This is a genomic window from Bacillus sp. 95MFCvi2.1, assembly GCF_000374965.1.
Taxonomy (GTDB): domain Bacteria; phylum Bacillota; class Bacilli; order Bacillales; family Bacillaceae_G; genus Bacillus_A; species Bacillus_A pseudomycoides.
Genome location: NZ_KB895731.1, coordinates 1 through 26867 on the forward strand (window position 1 = coordinate 1; position 26867 = coordinate 26867).

General features: G+C 36.7%; 24 protein-coding genes, 1 pseudogene and 1 other annotated feature. Of the genes and pseudogenes, 17 read left to right on the forward strand and 8 right to left on the reverse strand.

Going from position 1 to position 26867, the window contains the following annotated elements:
• On the reverse strand, window positions 1–912 hold a 912-nt coding region (locus tag C568_RS0127950), incomplete at its 3' end, for an N-acetylmuramoyl-L-alanine amidase family protein (RefSeq protein ID WP_018783442.1).
• A gap of 517 nt (window positions 913–1429) precedes the next feature.
• Here C568_RS0127950 and speB point away from each other — a divergent pair.
• Window positions 1430–2374, forward strand: coding sequence for an agmatinase (gene speB, locus C568_RS0127955; RefSeq protein WP_006094454.1), 945 nt, complete (start codon window positions 1430–1432; stop codon window positions 2372–2374).
• Window positions 2375–2448: 74 nt separating this feature from the next.
• Here speB and msrA read toward each other — a convergent pair whose 3' ends face one another.
• Together msrA and C568_RS0127965 are read right to left on the reverse strand one after the other, a co-directional pair.
• Entirely contained in the window at window positions 2449–2985 is a 537-nt protein-coding gene (msrA, locus tag C568_RS0127960; RefSeq protein WP_018766685.1) for a peptide-methionine (S)-S-oxide reductase MsrA, read from the reverse strand.
• A gap of 91 nt (window positions 2986–3076) precedes the next feature.
• Window positions 3077–3835, reverse strand: coding sequence for an SDR family oxidoreductase (locus C568_RS0127965; protein WP_018783443.1), 759 nt, complete (start codon window positions 3833–3835; stop codon window positions 3077–3079).
• A gap of 235 nt (window positions 3836–4070) precedes the next feature.
• Window positions 4071–4316 (forward strand) — a binding site (T-box leader).
• A gap of 463 nt (window positions 4317–4779) precedes the next feature.
• Here C568_RS0127965 and ilvE point away from each other — a divergent pair.
• The 6 genes from ilvE to ilvA are packed head-to-tail and all read left to right on the forward strand — an operon-like array spanning window position 4780 to window position 11696.
• Window positions 4780–5679 carry a branched-chain-amino-acid transaminase gene (gene ilvE, locus C568_RS0127975; RefSeq protein ID WP_018783445.1) on the forward strand — a complete coding sequence of 300 codons (900 nt, stop codon included), beginning with the start codon at window positions 4780–4782 and terminating at the stop codon, window positions 5677–5679.
• A gap of 24 nt (window positions 5680–5703) precedes the next feature.
• Window positions 5704–7428, forward strand: coding sequence for an acetolactate synthase large subunit (ilvB, locus tag C568_RS0127980; RefSeq protein WP_018783446.1), 1725 nt, complete (start codon window positions 5704–5706; stop codon window positions 7426–7428).
• Window positions 7425–7655 carry an ACT domain-containing protein gene (locus C568_RS0127985; protein ID WP_018783447.1) on the forward strand — a complete coding sequence of 77 codons (231 nt, stop codon included), beginning with the start codon at window positions 7425–7427 and terminating at the stop codon, window positions 7653–7655. Before ilvB ends, C568_RS0127985 begins: the two co-directional genes overlap by 4 nt.
• A 15-nt stretch (window positions 7656–7670) precedes the next feature.
• Window positions 7671–8684, forward strand: coding sequence for a ketol-acid reductoisomerase (locus C568_RS0127990; RefSeq protein WP_018783448.1), 1014 nt, complete (start codon window positions 7671–7673; stop codon window positions 8682–8684).
• Between the two features lie 43 nt (window positions 8685–8727).
• Window positions 8728–10401 (forward strand): dihydroxy-acid dehydratase, encoded by a 1674-nt coding sequence (ilvD, locus tag C568_RS0127995; protein ID WP_018783449.1) that lies wholly within the window; start codon window positions 8728–8730, stop codon window positions 10399–10401.
• 32 nt (window positions 10402–10433) lie between these two features.
• Window positions 10434–11696, forward strand: a complete 1263-nt coding sequence (gene ilvA / locus C568_RS0128000; RefSeq protein ID WP_018783450.1) for a threonine ammonia-lyase IlvA — start codon at window positions 10434–10436, stop codon at window positions 11694–11696.
• A gap of 45 nt (window positions 11697–11741) precedes the next feature.
• On the opposite strand, the gene C568_RS0128005 is transcribed toward ilvA, so the two are convergent.
• Window positions 11742–12839 (reverse strand): CapA family protein, encoded by a 1098-nt coding sequence (locus C568_RS0128005; protein ID WP_018783451.1) that lies wholly within the window; start codon window positions 12837–12839, stop codon window positions 11742–11744.
• Window positions 12840–13300: 461 nt separating this feature from the next.
• Here C568_RS0128005 and C568_RS0128010 point away from each other — a divergent pair, with 461 nt between their 5' ends.
• On the forward strand, window positions 13301–14014 hold the full coding sequence (locus C568_RS0128010) for a DUF554 domain-containing protein (RefSeq protein WP_018766677.1): 714 nt from the start codon (window positions 13301–13303) through the stop codon (window positions 14012–14014).
• A gap of 59 nt (window positions 14015–14073) precedes the next feature.
• Here C568_RS0128010 and C568_RS0128015 read toward each other — a convergent pair whose 3' ends face one another.
• Genes C568_RS0128015 through C568_RS0128025 form a run of 3 tightly spaced genes read right to left on the reverse strand, consistent with a single transcriptional unit; the run spans window position 14074 to window position 16425 of the window.
• A complete protein-coding gene (locus C568_RS0128015; protein ID WP_006094465.1) occupies window positions 14074–14802 on the reverse strand; it encodes an ABC transporter permease in 729 nt (242 codons plus the stop codon).
• Window positions 14802–15518 (reverse strand): ABC transporter permease, encoded by a 717-nt coding sequence (locus tag C568_RS0128020; RefSeq protein ID WP_018783452.1) that lies wholly within the window; start codon window positions 15516–15518, stop codon window positions 14802–14804. Before C568_RS0128020 ends, C568_RS0128015 begins: the two co-directional genes overlap by 1 nt.
• Window positions 15493–16425 carry an ABC transporter ATP-binding protein gene (locus tag C568_RS0128025; RefSeq protein WP_018783453.1) on the reverse strand — a complete coding sequence of 311 codons (933 nt, stop codon included), beginning with the start codon at window positions 16423–16425 and terminating at the stop codon, window positions 15493–15495. The genes C568_RS0128020 and C568_RS0128025 overlap by 26 nt, the downstream gene beginning before the upstream one ends.
• A 177-nt stretch (window positions 16426–16602) precedes the next feature.
• Between C568_RS0128025 and C568_RS0128030 the strand changes: the two genes are divergently transcribed.
• The 9 genes and pseudogenes from C568_RS0128030 (at window position 16603) to C568_RS0128070 (ending at window position 26495) form a co-directional block, all read left to right on the forward strand.
• Entirely contained in the window at window positions 16603–17274 is a 672-nt protein-coding gene (locus tag C568_RS0128030) for a response regulator transcription factor (RefSeq protein WP_006094466.1), read from the forward strand.
• Window positions 17271–18620: a HAMP domain-containing sensor histidine kinase gene (locus C568_RS0128035; RefSeq protein ID WP_029427909.1), complete on the forward strand. Its 1350-nt coding sequence runs from the start codon at window positions 17271–17273 to the stop codon at window positions 18618–18620. The genes C568_RS0128030 and C568_RS0128035 overlap by 4 nt, the downstream gene beginning before the upstream one ends.
• A gap of 14 nt (window positions 18621–18634) precedes the next feature.
• Window positions 18635–19498 carry a GNAT family N-acetyltransferase gene (locus tag C568_RS0128040; protein WP_018783454.1) on the forward strand — a complete coding sequence of 288 codons (864 nt, stop codon included), beginning with the start codon at window positions 18635–18637 and terminating at the stop codon, window positions 19496–19498.
• A 160-nt stretch (window positions 19499–19658) separates the two neighbouring features.
• On the forward strand, window positions 19659–20873 hold the full coding sequence (locus tag C568_RS0128045) for a multidrug efflux MFS transporter (protein WP_018783455.1): 1215 nt from the start codon (window positions 19659–19661) through the stop codon (window positions 20871–20873).
• Window positions 20874–21371: 498 nt separating this feature from the next.
• Window positions 21372–21725, forward strand: a complete 354-nt coding sequence (locus tag C568_RS0128050; RefSeq protein ID WP_018783456.1) for a hypothetical protein — start codon at window positions 21372–21374, stop codon at window positions 21723–21725.
• A 33-nt stretch (window positions 21726–21758) separates the two neighbouring features.
• Window positions 21759–23119 (forward strand): annotated as a pseudogene (locus tag C568_RS32230) (tyrosine-type recombinase/integrase).
• The gene (locus tag C568_RS0128060; protein WP_018783457.1) at window positions 23116–25248 is read left to right on the forward strand and encodes a tyrosine-type recombinase/integrase; all 2133 of its coding nucleotides are present in this window, start codon (window positions 23116–23118) and stop codon (window positions 25246–25248) included. The pseudogene C568_RS32230 and the gene C568_RS0128060 overlap by 4 nt, the downstream one beginning before the upstream one ends.
• On the forward strand, window positions 25220–25693 hold the full coding sequence (locus C568_RS0128065) for a hypothetical protein (protein ID WP_018783458.1): 474 nt from the start codon (window positions 25220–25222) through the stop codon (window positions 25691–25693). Before C568_RS0128060 ends, C568_RS0128065 begins: the two co-directional genes overlap by 29 nt.
• Window positions 25694–26102: 409 nt before the next feature.
• Window positions 26103–26495 (forward strand): RidA family protein, encoded by a 393-nt coding sequence (locus C568_RS0128070; RefSeq protein WP_018783459.1) that lies wholly within the window; start codon window positions 26103–26105, stop codon window positions 26493–26495.
• Window positions 26496–26635: 140 nt separating this feature from the next.
• Here C568_RS0128070 and C568_RS0128075 read toward each other — a convergent pair.
• On the reverse strand, window positions 26636–26867 hold a 232-nt coding region (locus tag C568_RS0128075; RefSeq protein WP_018783460.1), incomplete at its 5' end, for an IS3 family transposase.

Below are 26867 nucleotides of genomic sequence, written 5' to 3' on the forward strand. Positions count from 1 at the left end.
TTCTTTTAACCAGCCAGTAGCCATAGAACCATTTGTATTTAGATAATACCAAGTAGATCCTTCTTTTAACCAGCCAGTAGCCATAGAACCATTTGCATTTAGATAGTACCAAGTATCGCCTGCTGGTAACCAGCCAGTAGCCATAGTCCCATCTCCATAAAAGAAATACCAAGTCCCTTTTATATTTTTCCATGCTGTAGCCATGGAACCATCTTCATTATAGTAATACCAAGTGCCTTTATAGGGCCCACTAGTAATCTCACGCCAACCTGTCACCATAGTCCCATTATCATTAAAATAATACCCTTTATCATTAATCAATTTTTCCCCTATAGCCATGGAACCATCTTCATTGTAGTAATGCCATCCGTCGGAACCACCAAAGTGTTTCCAACCTGTCACCATGCTGCCATTATCATTAAAGTAAAATGTTTGTCCTATAATCGTTTTTTTACCTGTGGCCATGAATCCTTCTTCATCGAAGTAATACCAAGTGCCTTTAATATTTTTCCAATCTTTAACCATGGAGCCATCTTCATTAAAATAACGCCATTTTCCGTTATAAGACACAGGTCCATTAAATTGTTTCCAACCTGTCATCATAGCTCCATTATCATTAAAATAATATGTTTTTTTATTAATAGTTTTCAAGTCTGTAACCATAATTCCATCTTTACCAAAGAAATACCAAGTGCCGTCGATCTTTTTCCAGTCTTTAGCTGTATTACCATCTTCATTAAAGTAATACCAAGAACCTCCATATTTTGACCAATGTGGAACCATAGCCCCATTTTCTTCACCTTGCTCAATTGCATATGTATGATTCTGAACAACTACATTTTCTTCTGCATGAGAAACTGTAGGAACTACAAACATTGCAGCCATTAAAATTGGTAAAATAGATTTCTTCATTTTCCATATCCCCCAAATAATGAATAATTTTAGTTTTTATTTTCACAAAAGAATTATATTCTGTAATATTGAAATAATCAATGTGTCTTGTAATATAAATGTAATGTTTTTTGATTTATTGAAATTTAATTTGCTTTTTTGTCATAAATTAAGTGGGTTTGCAATTTAAGTAATTTACTTTATTTCTTGAATCATTATCATCCTTTGAATAGACCGCACCAATTACAATTATATATGTAAAATAAAAACGCCTATTATATCATGTGTGCCATTTTATAAACGCACTCTTTTAATAAGTGATTTATGAAATTTCTTGCCTTTTAATAAAAACTATTTTTCATACTTTGTATGTTGATTAGAATAAGCTATGCAATTATGCATAGACAGAAAAAGAGTGAATAGAGGGTAACGAATCATTTTCTATATGGCATGATTTTTGCATTTTAATAAAAAACATTCATATAAAAAAAGTTTCTTTCGGGTGCAAAAAATTATGTTTGAAAAGGGGAAATGAGAAATGAAATATCCACTAACACCAGATGTAAAACCAGAGTTTTGTACGACAGGTACATTTATGAGATTGCCATCAAGTAATGAGCAAGCAAAAGTTGCTATTTTAGGAATGCCATTTGATACTGCTGCTTCTTTTCGCGTTGGTGCTCGTTTTGCTCCACAAGCAATTCGTCAGGCATCGATGACCTTATTTCCATATCATCCAATTCACCATGTATACCCATTTGATGACACAAATGCGATTGATATTGGTGATGTTTCTGTGATTCCACATAATATTCATCGCAGCTATGATTTAATAGAGGAAGCCGTTTTTGGGTTAATGCAGCAGGGAATTATCCCGATAGGTCTTGGAGGGGATCATTCTGTTACATTAGCAAGCCTTCGTGCGGCAGCGAAAGTTCATGGACCTGTGGCAATGATTCATTTCGATTCGCACACAGATACATGGGATACATATTATGAGGAAAAATATTGGCACGGTTCGCCGTTTATACGTGCACATGAAGAAGGGCTACTACAGCCAGACAAAGTATTTCAAATTGGAATTCGTGGAACATTGAATCATCCTGGTGATATAGAAGCTAGCAATGACTTAGGATATAACGTTATTACAACAGCAGAATTATGTAATCGTGGTTTTGAAAGTATCCTTGAGCAAATGCGAACAACGATTGGCGATACACCGTGTTTCTTAACGTTTGATATTGATTTTGTAGATCCATCTTGTGCGCCTGGTACAGGGACATTAGAAGTTGGGGGATTTAACAGTCGTGAGACATTAAATATGGTGCGTTCATTAAGTGGTTTTAATTATATTGGTTTCGATTTAGTGGAAGTCTTACCGCCATATGATCAAGCTCAAATTACTTCTTTATTAGCTGCGACACTAGTACATGATTTTGCTAGTTTGATTGCGTTGCAGTTAAAAAATGAAGTGAATAAGTAAGGAGTTAATTATTATACTGAAATATAAAAAGGCCGATGAAACAATTTTTCATCAGCCTTAAAGATGTCTGTTTATTATTTCTGTTGCCAATTTTCCTTAATAAAATCTTCACGACCAGACTCTTTACGCTCCTGAGCATATTTCTCAGGATTTTTTTTATAAAAATGTTGATGATATTCTTCCGCTTCGTAAAAAGGAGCAGCTGAACGAATTTCCGTCACGATTGGATCCTTAAACATACCGCTTTCTGCTATTGCTAGCTTTGATTTTTCGGCTAGCTCTTTTTGCGATTCATTATGATAAAAAATCGCTGTGCGATAGGATGGTCCACGGTCAAAAAATTGCCCGCCATCATCAGTTGGATCAATTTGTGGCCAGTATAAATCTAGTAATTTTTGATAAGAGAAAATAGAAGGATTGAAAGTAATTTGAACAACTTCTAAATGCCCAGATGTTCCAGACTTTACTTGTTCGTATGTTGGGTTTGGGGTGTGGCCACCAGCATAGCCTGAAACAACTTTTTGAATACCTGGAAGTTCATCAAATGGTTTTACCATGCACCAAAAGCAGCCGCCTGCAAAGGTTGCGAGTTCGTATGTTTTTTCTGTCATTGCTGTAATCCTCCTAAATAGATATGTTTTATCTAGTATTATATAAATTGTTTTATTGCGCAATAAAAAAGATTTGAAACTATATGTTTTTTTATAAACAAGAACCACCGCTCACATCAATTAATTGTCCAGTAACCCATCGGCTGTCAGAGGAAGCAAGAAATGCAGCGGTATCTGCAATATCTTCTACTTCTCCTAAACGGCCGAAAGCAGAGATTTCAGTTGCATATCGTTTCATCATTGGATCACTTAAGAGTTCAGCATTCATATCTGTTTTAATAAAGCCTGGTAGTATCGCATTAACTGTAATCCCTCTTGCTCCAAGTTGCTTTGCTAGTGTAAAAGTCATTGTGTTGATCGCGCCTTTTGTCATGCTGTAGGCAATGAAATCGGGTAAAGAAATTCGTGTTGCAGCTGATGAAATATTGATAATACGGCTATTGTCGCGTAAACGTGACAATGCCTGTTGAATAATAAAAAATGGGGCTTTTGTATTCACGGAAATCATTCGATCGAAAAAGTCTTCAGTTGTTTCTTCAATAAAGGCTCCCGGACCGATTCCTGCGTTATTTACTAAAATATCAAATTTATTTTCACCTGTATGTTTTTGCAATTTGTCATCTAAAGATTGGTAAAGAGATTCTACACCATGTAACGATTTGAGGTTACCATTTATAGAAAAAGCTGAACCGCCATTTGATTGAATTTTCTGCACTGTTTCTTCTGCATCGCTTTTACGATTTCCATAATGAACAGCAACTAATGCACCGTCGTTTGCTAAGCGTTTTGCAATAGCGCGTCCAATTCCACGGCTTGCTCCAGTAACCAATGCAACTTTGCCTTTTAACATATTCACATCATCTCCTTAATAATTTTACATATGTATGAAGCTGTCTTTTCTAATAGACAAGCCTAATATATGAGTGTTGGATTGAGATTCATTCCTTTTTTATTTTGATAAAAAGTTCGGATTATAATTTAAAATAAAATTTTTCAAAAAACATGTTGACAATGAAAAGAATGAAGTCCTATAATACGTGTAATAACTTAAAAGTTAATTTAGAATTTTCTAATTTTTATATATTGTATATGCAAAGAAGAGGAAAGTAGATGATTATGAAAGTTTCAGAGAGCTGCCCCATGGCTGTGAGGGTGGTAACGATCGAATCATTGAAGATCACCTTGGAGCATCGCTTGCGAAAGGGAAACCGAGTAGAGAGCGGCGGTTTCATCCCCGGTAAAAGGGTGATAGTCTGATAGGACTTACAGAGCTTATATTTTGTGAGAAATATAAGGAAGCTGAGTGGTACCGCGAAACTCTCGCCTCAGCAATCAAAGCTACTATGACGTAGTGATTGATTGCTGAGGCGAGAGTTTTTACTTTAGAAAAGAGAATAGAAGAATGCAAAGAAGAGGAGAGTAAACGATACAAATTGTTTCAGAGAGCTGCCCCGTGGCTGTGAGGGTGGTAACAATTGTATCGGTTGAAGATCACCTCAGAGCACTGTCCTTGAAAAAAATGAGTAGAGAGCAGCGGAGTTGTTCCCGGTAAAAGAACAAAAGTCTAATAGGACTTACAGAGCATATATTTCGCGAGAAGTATAAGGAAGCTGAGTGGTACCACGATTCCCTCGTCTCAGCAATGGATTGCTACACGTTTGTAGAAAATCGATTGTTGAGGCGAGGATATTTTTATAATTAATATACGGAATGTTCTGATAAAACGAATTCTTCTCAGCAATCGATAAAAAGATGGATTGCACATAAAGAGATAAAAAAGAGGAGCGATGTAAGATGGGAAACCAGTATATCTATATGAATGGGGAATTAGTAGAAAAAGAAAAGGCTGTTGTATCTGTTTACGACCACGGTTTTTTATATGGAGACGGCGTATTTGAAGGGATTCGTAGCTATGGCGGAAATGTATTTTGTTTAAAAGAGCATTTAAAGCGTTTATATGAATCTGCGAAATCGATTTTACTAACGATCCCGATGACAATCGAAGAGATGGAACAAGCGGTTTTACAGACACTACAAAAAAATGAATATGCAGATGCATATATTAGATTAATTGTTTCAAGAGGAAAAGGGGATTTAGGGCTGGATCCAAGAAGCTGCACGAAACCAAGTGTCATTATCATTGCTGAACAGTTAAAGTTGTTCCCGCAAGAGTTTTATGATAACGGTCTTAGTGTTGTATCTGTTGCTTCAAGGCGTAACATGCCAGATGCACTTGATCCACGTATTAAGTCGATGAATTATTTAAATAACGTATTAGTAAAGATTGAAGCAGCACAAGCAGGTGTGCTAGAAGCACTTATGTTAAATCAACAAGGATATGTTTGTGAAGGATCGGGAGATAACGTGTTCATTGTGAAAGATGGAAAAGTAGTAACGCCACCTGCATATTTAGGGGCTCTTGAAGGGATTACAAGGAATAGTGTCATTGAACTTTGTGAAAGGTTAAATATTCCTTGTGAAGAAAGACCATTTACTCGTCACGATGTATATGTAGCGGATGAAGTGTTTTTAACAGGAACTGCTGCTGAATTAATTCCAGTTGTAAGAGTGGATTCAAGAGAAATCGGAATTGGAAAACCAGGAGAAGTAACGAAACAGTTAACAGAAGAATTTAAAAAGTTAACGAGAGAGCGAGGAGTGCGCGTTCCGGGACTAGCAGAAAGCTTAGCTTAACGAATAGGGGAAGGAGTTAGCAAAATGAAGGAACAACATGCAGTGTGTGATGAAGTGGATCATGGAGAAGTAAAAAAAGTAACAGGTGCCGGACATGTTATTCAATGTTTAAAGAAATTAGGTGTAACAACAGTGTTTGGCTATCCGGGCGGAGCTATTTTACCAGTTTACGATGCGCTGTATCGCAGTGGTTTGAAACATGTTTTAACGCGTCATGAACAAGCAGCTATTCATGGAGCAGAAGGGTATGCGAGAGCTTCTGGAGAGGTCGGGGTAGTATTTGCTACCTCCGGCCCTGGGGCTACAAACTTAGTTACTGGTTTAGCAGATGCGTATATGGATTCGATTCCTTTAGTAGTAATTACAGGGCAAGTAGCAACACCTCTCATTGGAAAAGATGGTTTTCAAGAAGCGGACGTTGTGGGAATCACAATGCCGGTTACAAAGCATAATTATCAAGTACGAGATGTGAATCAGCTATCACGTATATTGCAGGAAGCATATTATATTGCCGAAAGTGGACGACCGGGTCCGGTGTTAATTGATATTCCAAAGGATGTTCAAAATTCTATTATAACGAATGTTTTTGAAGGAGAAGTTCAAATTCCTGGTTATAAGCCACGGATCGAACCAGACAAAATGCAGCTGGAGAGCGTGGCGGAGGCAATTTCAAAAGCAGATCGCCCGCTACTGTATATCGGCGGCGGTGTCATTCATGCAGATGCATCTGAAGAGCTTCTAACATTTGCAAGAGAGAACCGTATTCCAGTTGTTTCGACTTTAATGGGACTCGGCGCTTATCCGCCGGGAGATCCACTATTTTTAGGAATGCTAGGCATGCATGGTACGTATGCCGCAAATATGGCAGTAACGGAATGCGATTTACTTCTTGCCTTAGGTGTTCGTTTTGACGACCGAGTAACAGGAAAGTTAGAACTATTTTCACCTCATTCTAAAAAGGTACATATCGATATTGATCCAGCGGAACTTCATAAAAATGTGAAAGTAGAATATCCAGTCGTTGGAGATGTGAAGCGAGCGTTGCACATGTTGGTAGATATGCGAATAGAGTGCCAAACTGATTCATGGGTAGAGAGAGTAAGAACATGGCAAGAAGAATACCCGCTGTCATATGAACAGAGTGAATCAAAATTAAAGCCGCAGCATGTGATTCATTTAGTAAGTGAATTAACAAATGGTGAAGCAATTGTGACCACAGAAGTTGGGCAGCATCAAATGTGGGCAGCACATTTTTATAAGGCGCAAAAGCCGCGAACATTTCTAACATCTGGTGGACTAGGAACGATGGGATTTGGATTCCCAGCAGCAATCGGTGCTCAGCTTGCATTTGAGGATAAGCCAGTTGTCTGTATTGCGGGAGATGCTTCATTTCAAATGAACATTCAAGAATTGCAAACAATTGCAGAAAACAATATTCCAGTGAAAGTTTTTATTATTAATAACAAGTTTTTAGGTATGGTCAGACAATGGCAAGAGATGTTCTATGAAAATCGTTTATCAGAATCACAGATTGGATCGCCTGATTTTGTAAAAGTAGCAGAAGCATATGGAGTAAAAGGTTTGCGCGCTACAAATCCGATTGAAGCGAAACAAGTCATGTTAGAAGCATTTTGTCATCAAGGACCAGTTGTTGTTGATTTTTGTGTAGAAGAGGGCGAAAACGTATTTCCAATGGTCCCTCCTAATAAAGGGAATCATGAAATGATTATGAAGAGGTGGCAAGAATGAGTCATACTTTTTCACTCGTTGTCAATAACGACCCTGGAGTTTTACTAAGAGTAAGTGGAATTTTTGCTCGGCGTGGTTATAATATTTCTTTTTTAAATTTAAATGAAGGAGAAACAAGAGAGATTTCGGAAATGAAACTTACGACAGTTTGTACAGAAAATGAAGCGATATTGCTCGTAAATCAGTTAAAAAAGTTAATTGATGTCTTGCAAGTAAATAAATTATAAGGAGTGTATGTGAAGATGAAAACATATTATGAAAAAGATGCAAATTTAGAGGTATTAGCAGGGAAAACGGTGGCAGTAGTTGGTTATGGGTCACAAGGTCATGCGCAAGCTCAAAATTTACGTGATTCCGGTGTTCATGTTGTAGTGGGTGTTCGTCCAGGAAAATCTTTTAACGTAGCGAAAGCGGATGGTTTTGAAGTAATGTCAGTTTCAGAAGCGGTAAGAACCGCAGACGTTGTACAAGTATTATTGCCAGATGAACAGCAGGCGCATGTATATCGAAATGAAGTAGAAAAGAATCTTCGCGAAGGACAGATGTTGCTTTTCTCACATGGATTTAATATTCACTTTGGACAAATTCAGCCACCAAGTTACGTAGATGTAGCGATGGTTGCGCCAAAAAGTCCAGGACATCTTGTTCGCCGCGTATTTCAAGAAGGAAATGGTGTTCCAGCTTTAGTTGCCGTTTATCAAAATGCGACTGGAAACGCTTTTGATGTAGCTCTTGCATATGCCAAAGGAGTTGGTTGTACACGTGCTGGTGTAATTGAAACATCATTCCAAGAAGAAACAGAGACGGATTTATTTGGAGAACAGGCTGTATTATGCGGTGGGGTAACTGCACTTGTGAAAGCAGGCTTTGAAACGTTAACAGAAGGTGGATATCGTCCGGAGATTGCATATTTCGAATGCTTACATGAGCTAAAGTTAATTGTTGATTTAATGTACGAAGGTGGTCTAACGAATATGCGCCATTCTATTTCAGATACAGCAGAGTTTGGTGACTATGTAACAGGATCTAGAATTGTTACAGATGAAACGAAAAAAGAAATGAAACGAGTTCTTGCGGAGATTCAGCAAGGCGAATTTGCAAAGAAATGGATTTTAGAAAATCAAGCAGGACGTCCAACTTACAATGCGATGAAAAAGGCAGAGCAAAATCATCAACTTGAAAAAGTAGGAGCAGAATTACGAGAGATGATGACTTGGATCCAGCAGCCAAAGGGGAAAGAGTTAGTGAAAAAGTAGTAGGAGATAGATAAGTGAAAATGAACAGAAGGGACTTGAAAAGATGAGAAGTGACATGATTAAAAAGGGATTTGACAAAGCACCACATCGTAGTTTATTAAAAGCAACTGGTTTAAAAGATGAAGACTTTGATAAGCCGTTTGTAGCAATTTGTAATTCTTTCATTGAAATTATTCCAGGTCATAAACATTTAAATGAATTTGGTCGTCTTGTAAAAGAAGTGGTACGTGCAGCTGGTATGGTTCCGTTTGAGTTTAATACAATTGGGGTAGATGATGGGATTGCGATGGGGCATATCGGTATGCGCTATTCGCTCCCAAGCCGTGAAATTATCGCCGATTCAGTGGAAACGGTAGTAAATGCACACTGGTTTGATGGGATGATTTGTATTCCGAACTGTGACAAAATCACACCAGGTATGATGATGGCCGCATTACGTGTTAACATTCCGACTGTATTTGTTTCTGGTGGTCCAATGGCTGCAGGGAAAACATCAAAAGGAGAAGTAGTCGACTTAAGTTCCGTTTTTGAAGGGGTAGGTGCCTATCAATCTGGGAGAATTTCAGAAGAAGAGTTAAAGGATATTGAAGATCACGGTTGTCCATCTTGTGGTTCTTGTTCAGGTATGTTCACTGCAAATTCAATGAACTGTTTATGTGAAGTATTAGGGCTTGCGCTTCCTGGGAATGGTAGCATTTTAGCAACAGACCCAAGGCGTGAAGAACTAATTCAACAAGCAGCTGAAAAATTAAAAGTATTAATTGAATGTGATATTAAACCACGAGATATCGTAACAGAAGAAGCGATTGACGATGCATTTGCATTAGATATGGCGATGGGAGGATCAACAAATACGGTATTACATACGTTAGCAATCGCACAGGAAGCGGGACTTGATTATGATATGAGCCGAATTGATGCAGTTTCAAGACGCGTTCCACATTTATGTAAAGTGAGCCCAGCTTCTAATTGGCATATGGAAGATATTGATCGTGCAGGTGGTATCAGCGCTATTTTAAAAGAGTTAAGTAGAAAAGAAGGTGTACTCCATCTGGACCGTATTACAGCTACTGGCCAGACATTACGAGAAAACATCGCTCATGCAGAAATTCAAGATAAAGAAGTAATTCACTCTCTTGAAAATCCTCATAGTGAAGAAGGTGGTCTGCGTATATTAAAAGGAAACCTTGCAAAAGATGGTGCTGTTATTAAAAGTGGTGCAACAGAAGTGAAACGTTTCGAAGGACCATGTGTTATTTTTGGGTCTCAAGACGAGGCGCTTGCAGGGATTATGCTAGGTAAAGTGAAAAAAGGAGATGTTGTTGTTATTCGTTATGAAGGCCCAAGAGGTGGACCTGGTATGCCAGAAATGTTAGCTCCAACTTCAGCAATTGCTGGTATGGGATTAGGCGCAGATGTTGCACTATTAACAGATGGTCGGTTTTCAGGTGCATCACGCGGCATTTCAGTAGGACATATTTCACCAGAAGCTGCTGCTGGCGGAGAGATTGCACTTCTCGAGCAAGGCGATATTGTATGTATTGATGTAGAGGAACGTTTACTTGAAGTGAGAGTAAGTGATGAAGAATTAGAAAAACGGAGAAAAGAATGGAGAAAACCAGAGCTAAAAGTGAAAACAGGATGGCTTGGGCGCTATGCACAAATGGTAACATCAGCGAATACAGGTGCAGTGCTAAAAATGCAAAATTTTGATTAAATCTATATAAAAGAGATAAGGAATGATACGAGATGGTGCAAAATGTAAGGGAGAGAGTGAAAATCGAAGATATCCTTGTGGCTCATAATCATATGAAGGATATCGTCAATAAAACACCGCTCCAGCGGGATTCAGTTTTATCTGAGAAATATGAATGTGATGTATATGTGAAACGAGAAGACTTACAAGTAATTCGTTCGTTTAAAATTCGAGGTGCTTACAATTTAATTCAAAGCTTATCGAAAGAACAATTACAAAATGGGGTTGTATGTGCTAGTGCTGGTAATCATGCGCAAGGGGTTGCTTATACGTGTAATTTATTGAAGATTCAGTCTAAAATTTTTATGCCAACAACAACACCTAAGCAAAAAGTATCTCAAGTACAATTTTTTGGTGGTACTTATGCGGAAATCGTGTTAGTTGGGGACACATTTGATAGTTCTTTCCAAGAAGCGCAGCGCTATTGTGAGGAAAATAGCATGATGTTTGTTCATCCGTTTGATGATCCATATGTAATTGCGGGTCAAGGGACAGTCGCTGTTGAAATCTTACACGATATGGAGAAACATGTGGATTATGTCTTCACAGCAATTGGTGGCGGTGGTTTAGCATCAGGTATTGGTACATATGTAAAAGGTGTGAGTCCTACGACAAAAGTAATCGGTGTGGAACCAAAGGGAGCAGCATCGATGAAAGAAGCTTTTTTACAAAATGAAAACGTGGCCCTAGAAAAAATCGATAGTTTCGTTGATGGAGCAGCTGTCAAAAAGGTAGGGAGATTAACCTTTGAAACGTGTAAAGACGTATTGGATGATATTGTATTGATTCCTGAAGGGAAAATTTGTACAACGATTTTAGAATTGTACAAAAAAAATGCAATCGTTGCGGAGCCAGCTGGTGCTCTTTCAATTGCAGCACTCGATTTTTATAAGGACGAAATTAAAGGGAAAACCGTTGTTTGTACGTTAAGTGGTGGAAATAACGATATTGATAGAATGCAGGAAATGAAAGAACGCTCTCTCATTTACGAAGGGTTAAAACATTATTTTATTATTGAATTTCCGCAACGTTCAGGAGCATTGCGAGAATTTCTTGATAAAGGATTAGGATCAGAGGATGACATCACTCGTTTTGAGTATATTAAAAAACATAATAAAGAAAATGGACCTGCACTCGTTGGAGTGGAGCTAAAACATAAAGAAGATTATGAACCGTTAATTACCCGTTTTCGAGAAAATAATATTCAATTTATGGAGTTAAATAAAAATCCTGTTTTGTTTGATTTGTTAATTTAATATACAAAAAGAAAGGAAGCTTTTTAGTGAAAAGCTTCCTTTTTTCTAACTACGTTTATTTTTGATTGTTCCAGTTTCATCAATTTCTACATCAGTTGAAATGGTTTGTAAATATTGTAGTGTTTTTTTCTTTTCCTCAGGGGTGGCTGGTGAAATTTGATCATTACGAATGATATAAGGGTTAATTGACATTTGTACATCTTTTCCTTTAAATGTAAGGGTCAATACACCTGTTTCAGCACTTTTTCCTTTTACATAGTTAGGGAATAAGAAGTTTCCTAATGAATAAGCGACAGGGACTTTGTTGTAGTATTCAAATCCTTGTAACCAATGTGGGTGACTTCCAACAATCGCATCAGCACCAGCTTCGACTATTTTCGGTACATATTGTTTTTGGTAGTCTACAGGTCTATTAGATTTTTCAACACCCCAATGCATATACACAATCAGATAATCGGCGTCTTTCTTTTGTTCTTTAATCGTTTTTGTTACTAGATTGATATCATATCCATTTGCAACACCTGGCTTGTCTTTACCAGCTACCCAGGTAAAGTCAGGCATAAAACGAACAAAGGAAAGGAATTTAATTTTTTTCCCTTTTACTGTGATTTCTCTAGCTGTGTATGCATCATCTGCATTTTTTCCAGCTCCAATATAAGGGAGTTTTAGTTTTTCTACATGAGATATCGTATCCATTAAACCATCTTGTCCATAGTCGAGCGTATGGTTATTGCCAATATTCACAATGTCATAGCCTGTGTTTTTAATAGCTTGTAATGTGGAAGGATCGCTTTTGATCCAGAATGACTGACCAGGGGCCTTTTTCTCCCGTGTTGTAAATGCAGATTCCAAGTTTATAAAGGAAATATCAGCTTTGGTTATTTCACCTTTCACATGCTGGAACGGATAATCAGCACCGTTTTTTTGAATAGCTGGTCGTAAATTCCAATCGAACATCGTATCACCAGAGAAAGTAATTGTAATTTCAGGATTCTCTTTCTTCTTTGTGTCCGTTGCTTTTTTCGTTTTATTTTCTACCCCAGCTGTATCTTTTGCTTTTGATGTAAAGGAGTTATTTATCAATAAAACAATCGGTGTAATGAGAATTACTATTAAAATAAATCGTTTAAATAAAGGTGTCATAGTTATCTTTCCTTTTTCTTTTTATATCATGACTTCCTTTTAGAAAGTTCAATGATGAGAGTTTCATATAATATGTACAAAAATGAGTAAGTGCTTAATAGTTTATCCCGCTATTTATGGACAGTAACACTCCCGTCTTAAAATTCAGCGGAAGCAAAGAGGTTAAGGTGGGAGATGAACTGTCCGTAAAAGTCTGATTGGTGAGAGCTGATTAAAGTTTCACTTTATGTATGCTAGACATGGTATGTAAGATGAAAGATGCTTATGTCAGATGATAGCTATGTATTAAGAGCTCATCTCATAGTGTAATATTACGGTAACATGAAACGAGGAAAAAATACAATACATAAGTCGATTTTACTTGTAGAGTTTTGAAAATTCTGTTAAAATTCCGTGTATTTTGTTGTATGTTAGATATAAAAATTTGAAAAATAATGCTTGAAGAGGATGGAGAAGGCATAATGGTTATATTAGGAGCAGTAGTGAACGGAATTTGTATACTAATTGGTACTATATTAGGTAAACTATTAAGTAATATTCCAGAAAGTATGAAAGGGACAGTTATGCATACAATTGGTTTAGCTGTTACTGTACTTGGTCTTCAAATGGGATTAAAAAGCGAAAACTTTCTTGTTGTAATTATAAGTCTTGTTATTGGTTCAGTGATTGGAGAATGGTTGGAGTTAGAAGGAAAGTTAAAGAGTTTAGGGGATTGGCTAGAAAAAAAGGTTGGCTCAAAAGGAGAAGGGAGTATATCTCTTGGATTTGTGACAGCTACATTAATCTTTGCTATCGGAGCAATGGGGATACTTGGAGCTTTGGATAGCGGTATTCGTGGAAATCATGATGTGCTATTTACAAAAGCAATTATTGATGGATTTATTTCGCTTATTTTAACGACAACGCTTGGAATAGGCGTACTATTTTCAGCAATACCAGTCATTTTATATGAGGGAGGTATTGCGATTTTCGCGACGCAAATTAATAGTTTTGTACCAGAGAAGCTAATGAATCAGTTTATCGTAGAAATGACTGCGACTGGTGGGATTATGATTTTTGCAATTGGACTCAATTTACTTGGTTTTATTAAAATTAAAGTGGCAAATTTATTGCCTGGGATAGTGGTAGTTGGGATTATTGTTTCTATTATATATGGATATGATTTGTATGTTTAGTTAGGCTGAATAGCCCAATCCTGTTTTGAAACAGTTTTGGGCTATTTGTATGTAAAAAATTAATATGCTTTTTTCATAAAATGAACAAAGCCACCTATAAATACAATCACAAAGCTCCCGATTACGACAAATACTAGTGTTTGAACAGAGATATAAAACAGCCCAGAGCCTTCTTTAGGAAGCATAGCGAGAAAAGGTTGGGACCATGGATAGATGGGACCGAACCTTGCAGAATTCGCAATTATCATAGCGGGTATGGAAGCTATAACATTTAAAGCAATCGGTGCTGCAAAGCTGGACCAAATACTTGAAACCCATAATTGTAAGGCGATTAAAGGGAGGGTAGCAATCCAGCCGCCTACTACACTTTTTACTATAGTAGCTAGAGGGAATGGCCCAGGGACATGCAAAAGTTGTCCAACGCTAATATAACTTATAATGAAGAAGACTTGCATCGCACCTATAAATAAGAGAATAAAGAGAAATTTTATAATATAGACGTGATATCGTGATATAGGTTGTACTAAAAGTTGTTTCCAACCACCATTTGAATGTTCATATCGGCAAATAAATGCAGTGAAAATGCCTGTTAATAATGGAAGAAGCAACATACCATGTACCATTATCATGATATTATAAATTAACTCCCAATGTTTATAATCGGGATAGTTTGAGGCATTTGCATAAGCTATTACTCCTGCTAAAATCGGGCTTAAAAATAGTAATGTCCATATTTTGGTTTTTTTAATTTTATAAAATTCAGCTTGTATGGTTTTAAGCCAAAGCATTATTTATGCACATCCCTTCTAGTAAAATCTGCTGTTTCAATACATAACATACATATACCAACGATTAGGCCTATTGCTACACATAGAAGTGGAGACCCCCAGTCAATACGTAGGCTTGGCCATCTCCATATGAACCAATTGGGAAGAGCTACTGAAAACATTGTGAAAATAGTTCCTAAAAGTCCGATTGTAAATGCGATACTTTGGTTTTGAAATATGATAGCAATCCATAGTTGTAGCGCTACAATTGGCAGTGCCGACCAATAAGGATAGAAACTCATTTTAAATATAGAAAGCCATGGAATGGAAGCATCGAATTGTAATGCTAAACCCAATCCAACTATGCCAATTAATAATAAAGAACAAGATACAGCAAGCAGGAAAAATACCAGTATGAATTTTACTAGAAAAATATGTCGCTTATTAATAGGTAAGGATAAGAGATGCTTCCATGAACTAGAATGATGCTCTATGTGTGCAATTAAAGAAGTAACAATCGTAATTCCTAATATAAGAGTTGTGAGAGCAAGCGGTTGAGCTTCAGAAATGAGGCCGCTCCATAAGTCTTTCGCATATTTCTTTGTCAACCAATCATATCGAAGAAAGAAGTTACATGCTTGAAGAGAAATAACACCTATTGGTCCTAAAAAGATTAAAAACCAAATCCACTTCCTTTTTATTTTTAAAAGCTCAGATTGAAAGAGACGTTTGTACATGTGTCTCTTCCTCCTTTATAAGCTGTAAGAATATCTCTTCGAGTGACTTTTTATTTTCTTCAATTCTGAATACAGAAATGTTATGTGTTACAAGTGTTTTTACAATTTCGCCAACAGTTTCATTTGATACATTTGATAGAATAATTCGCTGCTCTTCTTGCATAGAAGGAATCCCCTTAGCGAGAATGATTTTCCAAGCTGCATCTGATTTGTCTGTCATAAGTGAAATAGAGTGCTGAGCATGGCGGCGCAATGTTTCTATTTTGTCTTGAAAAATAAGCTTTCCTTTTGCAATGATACCAACATAAGTTGCCATTTGATCAATTTCACTTAATAAGTGACTAGATATAAGGATGGTAATTCCTCTTTCTTTTGCTAATTGCTTAATTAACGTACGAATCTCATGAATCCCCTCTGGATCGAGTCCGTTTGTCGGTTCATCTAAAATTAATAGCTGTGGATCACCAAGTAAGGCAATTGCAATTCCTAACCGTTGTTTCATTCCTAATGAGTATTCTTTTACCTTTTGTTTGGCAGCATGTTGTAAACCGACAATTTGTAACACTTCCTCAATTTTTTCTTTCGGAGCATTTCTTAAAATCCGGTAAACCTCTAAATTCTCAATGGCATTTAGGTGGGCATAATAAGATGGATTTTCAACGAGAGCTCCAATTTTAGATAATATGGATAAGCGTTCTTTAGCCAAATCTTGTTGAAATATCACGACCTTTCCTTGCGTTGGTTTAATAAGGCCTAATAACATGCGAATGCTAGTTGTTTTACCAGCTCCGTTAGGCCCGAGAAATCCATAAATCTCTCCTTTTGGAATTTTTAAATCTACGTTATGTACTACATAATCATTTCGATATCTTTTTGTTAACCCTGTCGTTTTCAAAATATAATTCATGTTCCTATCACCTCAAATCAAGTATAGGAAATAAAGGTTAATGATAATGTTAGAAGAGTTTAAGATTTGTTTAAATTTATACAGTATTCCCTAATTTTGGAGTGTGCTGGTTTTCAAATCGTGTTGTATTCCTTATGATGGAAGAGAAAGGTTAAATTTGTATATGAAGGTGAAGAAATGACACACATTTTATATGTTGAGGATGATCACGAGATTGGGGAATGGGTCAAAAGAGAACTGCAGAAACAAGAGTATGAAGTTGCATGGTTTACTTCAGAGAATGGTACGAATGAAGTATGTGAAATAGCAGATGTAATTGTTTTAGACGTTATGTTGCCAGGCCTTGATGGTTTTACACTAGGTCAACGTTTTAAAAGTGAATATCCAGATACCCCTATTATTATGTTAACTGCAAGAACAACATTAGAAGATAAAATATATGGATTAACATTTGCTGATGATTATATAACAAAGCCATTCCATCCAAAAGAGTTAATGGCACGTATTGAAGTTTTATTAAGGCGGTATAACAAAGATGGAGCAGAAGTGCAATATGTGAAACATTTAAAAGTATTTATGAAAGAATACCGGATTGTTGATATAGACACGGGTGAAGAAATTGTTTTATCAGGAAAGCAGCATCAAATCTTTTTTTATTTGATGAAGAATATGAATCGTACATTAACGAAAGAACAAATTTTTGAGGCAGTATGGAATGAATCCTACATAGAAGGAGATAAATCATTGATGGTTCATATCCGTCATTTACGCGAAAAAATAGAGAGAAATCCAAGTAGTCCTCAAATAATAGAAACAATACGTGGAATAGGTTATCGGTGTAAAATATGATAAAAAGTACATCACTATTACGAAAGTACTTATTTATCATATTTATAGCGGTTATATTGTTACCTCTCATTGTCCCACTCAGTTCGTTTCTCTTCATTAAATATATCGAGTGGATAGAGGATTTTAAAGTTGCGTATTCTAGTGTGCAAATAGAAGAGGAATGGAGAAATAAAGCGACAGATTTACACGGGAAAAATCCTGAAGGAATTGAGCGAACTTTTCAAGAATTTCAAGGGAAATATCCAGAAGGATCAATGTTTTGGGTAGATAATAAAGGGAAAACGAACCTTCAAATTCCTAAAAAACAAAATATTCCACAGGAGTGGAGTGCAAGTGATGCAGTTGCATTTATGAAAAGGAGTTTTGAAGGGGATCCATTTACAGTTGTATCTTACATTGGAAAAGAGAAGCAAGGGGCATTTATGGTATTTCAAATTCCGAGGAAATATGTGAAGGCACCAATTGCTCAAATACGTGAAAGATATGAAATTGTTTTTGAAATGGTTATCATTGGATGTTTCACAACATTTATCATTATCTCTATCATCTTTTTTCTTAAGATTAGAAAAAGATTATTAAAGCTACAAAAAGCAATGGAACTTCCGCAAGACCAGACACTTCCGTCAAAAATTTCTATATCAAAGCAAGACGAGATCGGCTTATTAGAAGAGTCGTTTAATCGTATGGTAGAGGCTTTACAGCAAAGTCGATTGAAGGAGGAGGAAGAGGAGCAATTTCGTAGAAAACTAATTGCCGATCTTTCTCATGATTTGCGAACGCCATTAACGACAATGCGTGCACAAATAGATTCTTTAAAAGAAGAAGTTATCTCAGTCAAAGGACAGAAAACAATCGTACGAATGGATGAAAAAATTAATTACTTAGCGGAGTTAATAGAGAACTTACTATCGTATTCATTAATAACGGCAAAGAAATATCCATATCATCCGGAACGAAGGGATATGACACGTTTAATGAGAAAGGTTGTTGCATCATGGTATGACATATTAGATGAGAAAGGTTTTGAGGTTGATATTGTGATTCCAGAAAAGCAATTGTTTTGGAATATCGATGAAAATTGGTTTCAAAGAATTATAGATAATGTAATTCAAAATGTAGTTAGGCATGCAGATGATGGGAAGTTTATAGGGGTATATGTAAACCATGGGGAAAAAACAATTACAGTTGTTGACCATGGGCCAGGTTTTCAAAATATTCATTCGCAAAATAAAGGTGCGGGAATTGGATTATCTATTATTGCTGTTATGGCGAAAGAGATGGGTATCGACTGGAGTATAGAATCTGATGATACAGGAGCGAAGTGTATATTTAAAAAATTGCCGTAGAAGGGAGAATATACATGGAAGAGTTTCGATTCACAAAGCGTGTAAATAGAATCTTTCAAATTGCAAGCAAAGAATCTAAATATAATGAGTATATCATTCACCCGTTAGATTTATTTATAGGAGCCTATAAAGAAGGAACAGGGGTTTGTAGTGAATTATATATGTATTTATTTCATAATATAGGGCTAGATTTTGTAACGAAATTTGTACAATTACAACAAAGGGGCTTTCAAGATAAAAGATATATAGAAGTACAAGGATACAAAGTTTCTTATAAAACAATGGAGATATTACAGTTAGCTAAACATAAGATGGCGCGATTTAATCAATTATATGTGAATGAAGGACATATTTTAAGTGTGATCCTTCAGCAAGATGAGACAATAGCAAGTCTAATAGACGAAGATATGAAACAAAGTATTTTACAGATTGTTTCAGTACCAAGAGATATGACTGTAAATTTGAATAGTTGTGAAATATCAACAAGTATGAAACATGCCGTTTGCAATGTTAGACGAGCTGTTCAATCTGATTTAGAAGAACTTCTTCAATTTGTTATGTTTGAATTTGGAGAAAGATGGATCGATGCAATTCATAATGGTTTTCAAATATATCAAGAAATGCCAATATATATCGCAGTGCAAGAGAAGAAGATTATTGGTTTTGCTTGTTATGATGTTGTAAGAGGAAAGAAGGGGCTGTTTGGACCGATGGGAATCGCTAAAAATAATCGTGTAAAGGGTGTAGGAAGAGAACTATTACATAGATGCTTGGCTGAAATGCAGCAAATTGGTTATGAATATGCAGTGATTGGTCAGGCAGGTCCGATTGAGTTTTATGAGGAGAGTTGTGGTGCGCAAGTAATACATATTATATAGAGATTGCTTTGATTAGAAATGTCACAGAAGCAATAGGAGTGTTGTTTATTGTTCTTACATGTTATTGTAGTTTTTGAATAAGGTTTGATCTATGAATCATATTGCTAAACTTTTTTAAGAAAAGGGTGTAGAATGGGTATCTAAGAAAGAAGGTGCAAAAATGGCCAGCTGGAAAAGAAATTTAATCATTTGTTGGCTTGGGTGTTTTACCACTGCAGCCGGTATGAGTTTAGTGATACCATTTTTATCCTTCTATATTGAGGATCTAGGAGTAACGGGTACATCTGAAATTGCACAGTGGTCAGGACTTGCATTCGGTGTAACTTTTTTAATGGGTGCGATTGTATCACCAATATGGGGGAAACTCGGTGATATACATGGTCGGAAATTGATGCTCATTCGTGCGAGTCTTGGTATGGCAATGATTATGACGCTTATGGGATTTGTTACAAATGTATATCAATTAGTTGCACTTCGTTTTTTAATGGGTGCAGTGTCAGGATTTCTTTCGACTGCAATCACATTTATAGCAGCAGAAACACCGAAAGAGCATTCAGGCTGGGCAATTTCTACTATATCAACAGGTGGTGTAAGTGGTTCCTTACTTGGCCCGATGCTTGGTGGCTATTTGTCTGAATTAATCGGAATGCGTCATGTATTTTTAGTAACGGGTGCTTTTTTATTTCTTTCATTTTTAATTGTTTTTTTCTTTTTACATGAATCGAATCATTCTGTTCAAGCAAAAAAAGAGCAACCAAAAAAAGTATGGACGATGGTTCCGGCGAAACATTTTATTATAAGCCTATTTGTAGTAACCTTTATGATTCAACTTGCAAATATGTCCATACAACCTATTATTACGTTGTATGTGAAACATTTAGCGGGGCCTCATACGGATCATATTGAGATAATTGCGGGGGCAGTGATATCTGCAACAGGTCTAGCAGTCATTTTAGCAGCTCCTAAACTAGGGAGATTATCGGATCATATTGGCCCTCAAAAAACGTTAGTTGTAGCATTGTTCGTTGCAGGAATTGTTTTTATTCCACAAGCATTTGTGACAGCTGCTTGGCAATTATTCATATTGCGTTTTCTATTAGGGATTGCACAAGCTGGATTGTTACCTTCCGTACAAACTCTACTTAAACAACATACACCACAACATGTGACTGGACGTATTTTTGGATATAATCAATCCTTTCAGTTTTTAGGAAATATGATTGGACCAGTACTCGGTGGACAAATTGCCGCACATGCCGGGTTTCAATATGTATTCTTCTCTACAGCATCGCTTTTATTCTTAGCTTGCATTTGGGTATATTTCAATAGTAAAGGTGCAGTGGTGTCAGAAAAAGAGCATTTGAAAGTTAGTTAACAAGGTGAAATATGTAAGTTGTAAAAAAGGATGAAGCTACTCTGTAAAATAAAGAATGATTAATAGTTCTCTTTCCTTACTAAGAGTAAAGAACTTATATAATGTTACACATTATATAAATATTGGTACATCACTTAATGAAAGTGGTGTACTTTTTTAATTTTACAGACCTCTGCATGACCTCATTTACAACAACAACACATCCTCATGAAAAGCGCATTTACAGCAACAATTACTTTAGTTATAATAAGAATTTATATTGTTTTTTGAACTTTCAGTCTTATATGAGATGTTTAGATGAAAGTATATACAGTGAAAGAGATGGCGACCGCTTTAGGGAAACATGAAGAAACAATTAAGTAATGGCTACGCTCTGGCAAGTTTCCGAACGCATTTCGCAATAGCGACAAGCAAGGATGGAAGATTCCTGAAAGCGACTTTGTACATATTAAGAAAGAAATAGGATTTGTAAAAGAAGATTCTCAGAAAAGTCCGCCAGTGGCACAACAAGAGGTTGAGGAATGGGAGTTAGTAAAATTAGCATATGAGGCAGTCACATTGACATCTCCTACGGAGGAAATCCTTACTCTTCTGTCCGTTGTCGGGATTAAACGAACCTTAGAAATTCTACTGATTATGCAACAATCCGCTACAAAAGTAAAAAAACCTGACGGGTTTATTAAGAAAGCTATTCGAGAGAATTTGAGTCCAATGACCGTTCCTGTCAAATTATCAAAGAAGCAAAGTAAACATATCTACGACCTTACCCAACAGGATTACGAGGCAATGGGGAATCAGAAACAGCATGAATATCAACCCAAAGTGCCTCTCTTCAATTGGTTGGAAGAGTGATTTGCTTAGTTCGTCTGACAGGAGATTGTGAAAATGCAAAATAGTTATTACCACTTGTATTGCCCAAAAGGTGTTCAAAGCCGATACAAATTGCTTGTGTTCAACGCCAGTAATGAGCCGTTTTTACCGCTAACTGACTTTTATGATGATGTCAGCAGGAAAATCTCAGAAAGCTCGGCATTGTCGTATCTACAATGCCTTCTACCATTCTTTAGTTGGTTGGATAAACACAGCAATTATCAAGGAAAACGTGTTCAGTGGATTGATTCTCCAGAAGCCATACGGATCGCTGTGGAAGATTATTTGATGGATGAAATGGCTTGTAAAGTTCGAGAAAAGGATTCTTTTCGTTTTATCAATCGTTCCAATAAAAGCCCCAATACGGTTCATCGTTTTCTTTCCGCTCTCAAGTCGTTTTATAAGTCTTTGATTACGCTGAGACAGTATAGCTATCCCAATCCTCTTATCGACTCTCATGCAATATTAGATGACTATAAAACGAATACCGAAGGTGTAAGAGAAAATAAACCGCGAATGCCTGCCGAAGCAGGAACGGAAGACCCGCTTGTGCATAGACGTTTGACAGATTCCTACTTCAAGCTCATTAACGAGGAATGGCAACCTGAAATCATTGATGATCCTCTTCTCTACCATAAAGTCAAACAGACAGGTAATCATGCAAATTGGTCATTGCGAGAGAAGGTCACGCCCGTATGTTATTTGAGACAGGAGCAAGGGCATCTGAAGTTATTGAACTTACGATTGGGGACTATCGTTCCCGTAAGTCCTTTCAAGAAGTCAGCACGTTTAATAAAGGGAGTCATGGTCGCAGAGTGAAATTTCTTCGCTTTAGTAAAGACACCACGAAACTCCTGTTTCAATATATCAACAAGGAGCGGAAAATATTTGACCCTTTAGGGCAGGATTTTGATTCCCTACCTAACGATGCACCCATGTTTCTGACGGAACGAGGAACACCGTTGTCATATCAGACCTGGTATCTGCACTGGAATAAGGTAATGACGTTGATGGACATAAGGTTAAATCCGCACAAAATAAGACATTGGTTTGTTACGACAAGTATGCGTGAAATTTATAATGTCTCTAAAACGGATGCAGAAATTGCTCAACGTAAAGATGAACTTATTAAATACATGAAATGGAAACAAAAAGACACGATTGAAGTGTATGAACACCACTTTGACGAGGAAAGGCATCGAGGTTTCCATGACAAGATGCTGGAACATATAGCAGAGAAAGAAAAGGAATACATAAAGCAGCCAAAACAAAAAAGAACAAAAAAGCCCACTCTGACTGTTGTAAACACAGTAAAAGACATGGAGTTAGAAGTGGATATACAGGCTCTACTGGATGATTTGGAGGATGAATTATGACAACAATAACAGATTTACCTACCTCCCCATTTTATAATGAATTAATAGGAAAAGTGTATGAACACTTTCTTCATTTGCAGGATAACAGAGGGGTGTTTCTTTTAGATAAATTAGACGAATCCCCTGTAAAATACTTTCTAAATCAGTGTCTAGATACGCCTTGGCAAAATCAATTGCTATTATATATGCTTATTAGTGGAGATAGAAATTTAGATACTAATAGCATAGCAAACCAACTTCGCACATTGTGTCCAAGATTCAAGGATATATTCCATACTTATGAATTGCAAACTTTTGCTGATTTTGATACAGAAAAACACATGTACCAGTACCTGAAAGGCCTTATTTATCCCGAACATTCAAATGACCAGCGAGCAAGGTTTTTAAGTCGTTATAAATCAATTTCCTACTCGACTAACAAATGGCTTATAGCAAAGTTAAATCAAGAACAACGGGAGTATTTTCAGCAATTCTTACTCCCTAAGCCTTTGTTTGATAGCCGAGATTTTACGTTCACTAAACAAGCAAGAGAACAAGCTCAAAACACTCGCAAGAGTGAGACGGATGCCATTCTCCCTTACCTTCCTCAAATTCGGGCGGAAGCAAACTTCCGATGGAATCAGATGAAACGATTGCGAGAAGCCTTTCTGACAGCCTGTAAACAAGCGGAAAAGAGAGAGGTCACATTACCCATAGAATTTCATTATGATGAACCTGAACGCATCGGAGAGCGGTTTTACTTCCGCTTATGGGACAAACCTTCCTTTGTTCTGTACCAGAAAGAGAAATTTACAGAATTTATTGTAACATCAGCTGAACAGCGAACAAGGACATATTCGGAGGCCAACAATCATTACTTTGTAGAGTTTGTAAAAGCCGAACGATTAGAAGATGATGATGTAGCGGAAGGTCTATGGTTTGCAGAAATCTTGCAAGAAGGCGTATTAGGAAAGTGGTTTCAAAATGTGATGGATGAAGGGCTTGAACAGAAACGAGAACTCCTATTCTCATGGGGATATGGCGAAGAAGGATCAATTAGCAATCCTAGCCCTTTCGAATCTCATCACAAAGGAGTTCTATCTCAAACTACTTTTGTTACTCAACAAAGAGACAAAGCCGAAGGTATTTTATTCGATATGGAGCCATTCTATGCTGCATCAACCTTCGGTCTATTGGTGGTAGACATTCTGACGACAACAGGAGCGAGAATCAATGAACTATTACAAATTAACCGTGCAAAAGATTGCCTACAAGCCATGAGGGTGAATGGCGATTTAAAATATTCCTTCTACGCTGTCCCAAAAGGACGAGATACGGTTGAGTCTTACATAATTAGCAAGCAAACCTTTGAACTAATGAAAAGAGTCAATAAGATGCTGAAAAAACATTATAATGGAGCAATGCCAAGTGTAAAGTATCAAGGTGACAGGAAACACCTATTTCCAGAGACAAAGCCCTACTTCTTTCAATATAACAAGAAAGGACTTAAGGATAGAACCATTCATTCATGTCTCCGTTTTCTCTTGCATGGATTGCATTTCGAGACACAAGAAGGAAAACATGTGATCATTAAAACACACTTACTGCGTCACGCTTTCGCAACAGAAGCTGTTCAACGTCAGGAAATTCCCGTTGATATTGTAGCGAAAATCCTTCATCAGCGTGATTTGAATGTAACAAGGTATTACTCTGAACCCACTCCAAGTCAAGTAGCTGAAAAGGTTGGAGAATTACACAGCGTAATTTTAAACTATGTTGACTTAGATGAAGCGATTCTTCGCAGTCCTGAAGAACTTCAGCGGGAGTGGGAGGAACACAAGGCCAAAGTAGGTGTATATAACAATGTGTTGGGCGGTACTTGCGTTACAGATAAAGTATGTCCTGTAAAAATGGCATGTTTAGGATGTGTAGCAAAAATTCCGCAACCTGAGAAGAAACATGAACTCCTTGAAGTGGTTGATTTATCTAAGGATATGGAAAAGCGGTATGCTTCCCTGGATTTGACGATTGAAGTAAATAAGGCGAAACAGATGCGGAAACTTGCGAGAAACGAGTTAAAGGAAATTGAATTGATTGAGAAATATCGGGAGGAACAGACATATGAACCAGACGTTTCCTTCAAAAGATAACCGAACGTGGCTCAAAGAGGTTCATGAATCTCGAAGCCAGCGTTCTCTCTTGTTAGGGAAGGAGGCAATTGACCTTCTGGTCAAACAAAACCTCCCTGTTACACTCAAGACTGTATCAGAGAAGTCAAAAGACATTGATCCCGAAGGGAAAGGGATTCATCGTAACACGATTAGTACAAATCAAGAATTGAATGCGTATTATAAGCAGCATAGCAAATCATATAAGAAAAAATTAAATATCAACAAGTCTACACAAAAGCGTTCAGTTGCATTTACTTCTGTTGATTATCGACGTATACGTTTAGACCGAAGCATAGAAAACACGGAACGAAAGTATATGAAGATGTCTAAGAAAGAGCTTGTACAGCGATTGATTTTGGCAGAACAATATATTGCAGAAAACAATTCAAAATGGGTGGCAAATTATTTTGAAATGTTTAAGTAGGTGATACACGGTAAGCATCACCCTCCCTTCTTCAACTAAACCAGCTAGGGGTCTCGCCAACTAAACGCGAATTTCGTACGTTAAGGAATTCCTAAGTTAAAAAACTTGGTTTTACCGTACTTTAACAAAGTTCCATAAACGACATTTAATGTTTGTTATGGAACTTTGTTTTTGGTAATGAGTTTTAGAACTGGTTTTTGACCGTATTTATTTCAGCTTTGTTAGAACTAAATAGAGTTCTTTAAACGGTCGTTTTCGGTACTTTTAGAGAAAATAAATTGGATAAATATGTTACAAAAAAGTTTATGAAGAAATATAATTTAGCTAACAAGGCAGGTTAACACCAAACTCAAAAAACTGATATAATAATTTAGATTATTATAAAATTTCAGTAAAGGAATGATTCTAGTTGAAGAAATCCCGAAATCCAGAAACAGTACATAAACCAGTAGCACCATATGTACATCAAATAGAAGTAACAGGTCCCAATAAATGGCTCACATTATCAGGTCAATTAGGCATGGAAATAGATGGAATGGTTCCAGATGATCCATTGGAGCAGTTACAATTAGCTCTAGATAATATTAGAAGAAATCTTAAGGCTGCTAATATGAACGTAGAAGATTTAACGAAGATAGTATTTTATTTAGTAGGTGATTTTAATGCAAAGAAGAGAAGGAAAATTATTGGAGATTTTCTAGGTGAACATCTTCCTTGTACTACTATGATTTATGTGGTGGCATTAGCAGCTCCTGTATTTAAAGTGGAGATAGACGCATGGGCATGTAAGGAAATTAATTAATCTCTTTTGATAAACAATAATTAATTATATGATGAATCTTATTGTATTATCGGGAGCTTTAATTGAATAAATCAATCTAAAAAAGTCGAATCCTTAGTGTATGGGTGAAGTGACCCCATAAAGTTAGACAGGTTATTTCATTAGGAAACCTTTTGGGCATGGGTCCGGTATTGTACCGGGCTCATGCCTTTTAGTTTTGCCTTAATTCTTTTATGATTATAGTACTTTATATATTTTGCTAGTTCTTTCTTAAAATGTTCTATACTCTTAAATTCTTTTCGATACAGAAATTCTGACTTCATGATGCCAAAGAAGTTTTCAAACACTGCGTTATCGTAACAGTTTCCTTTACGAGACATACTTTGTGTAATG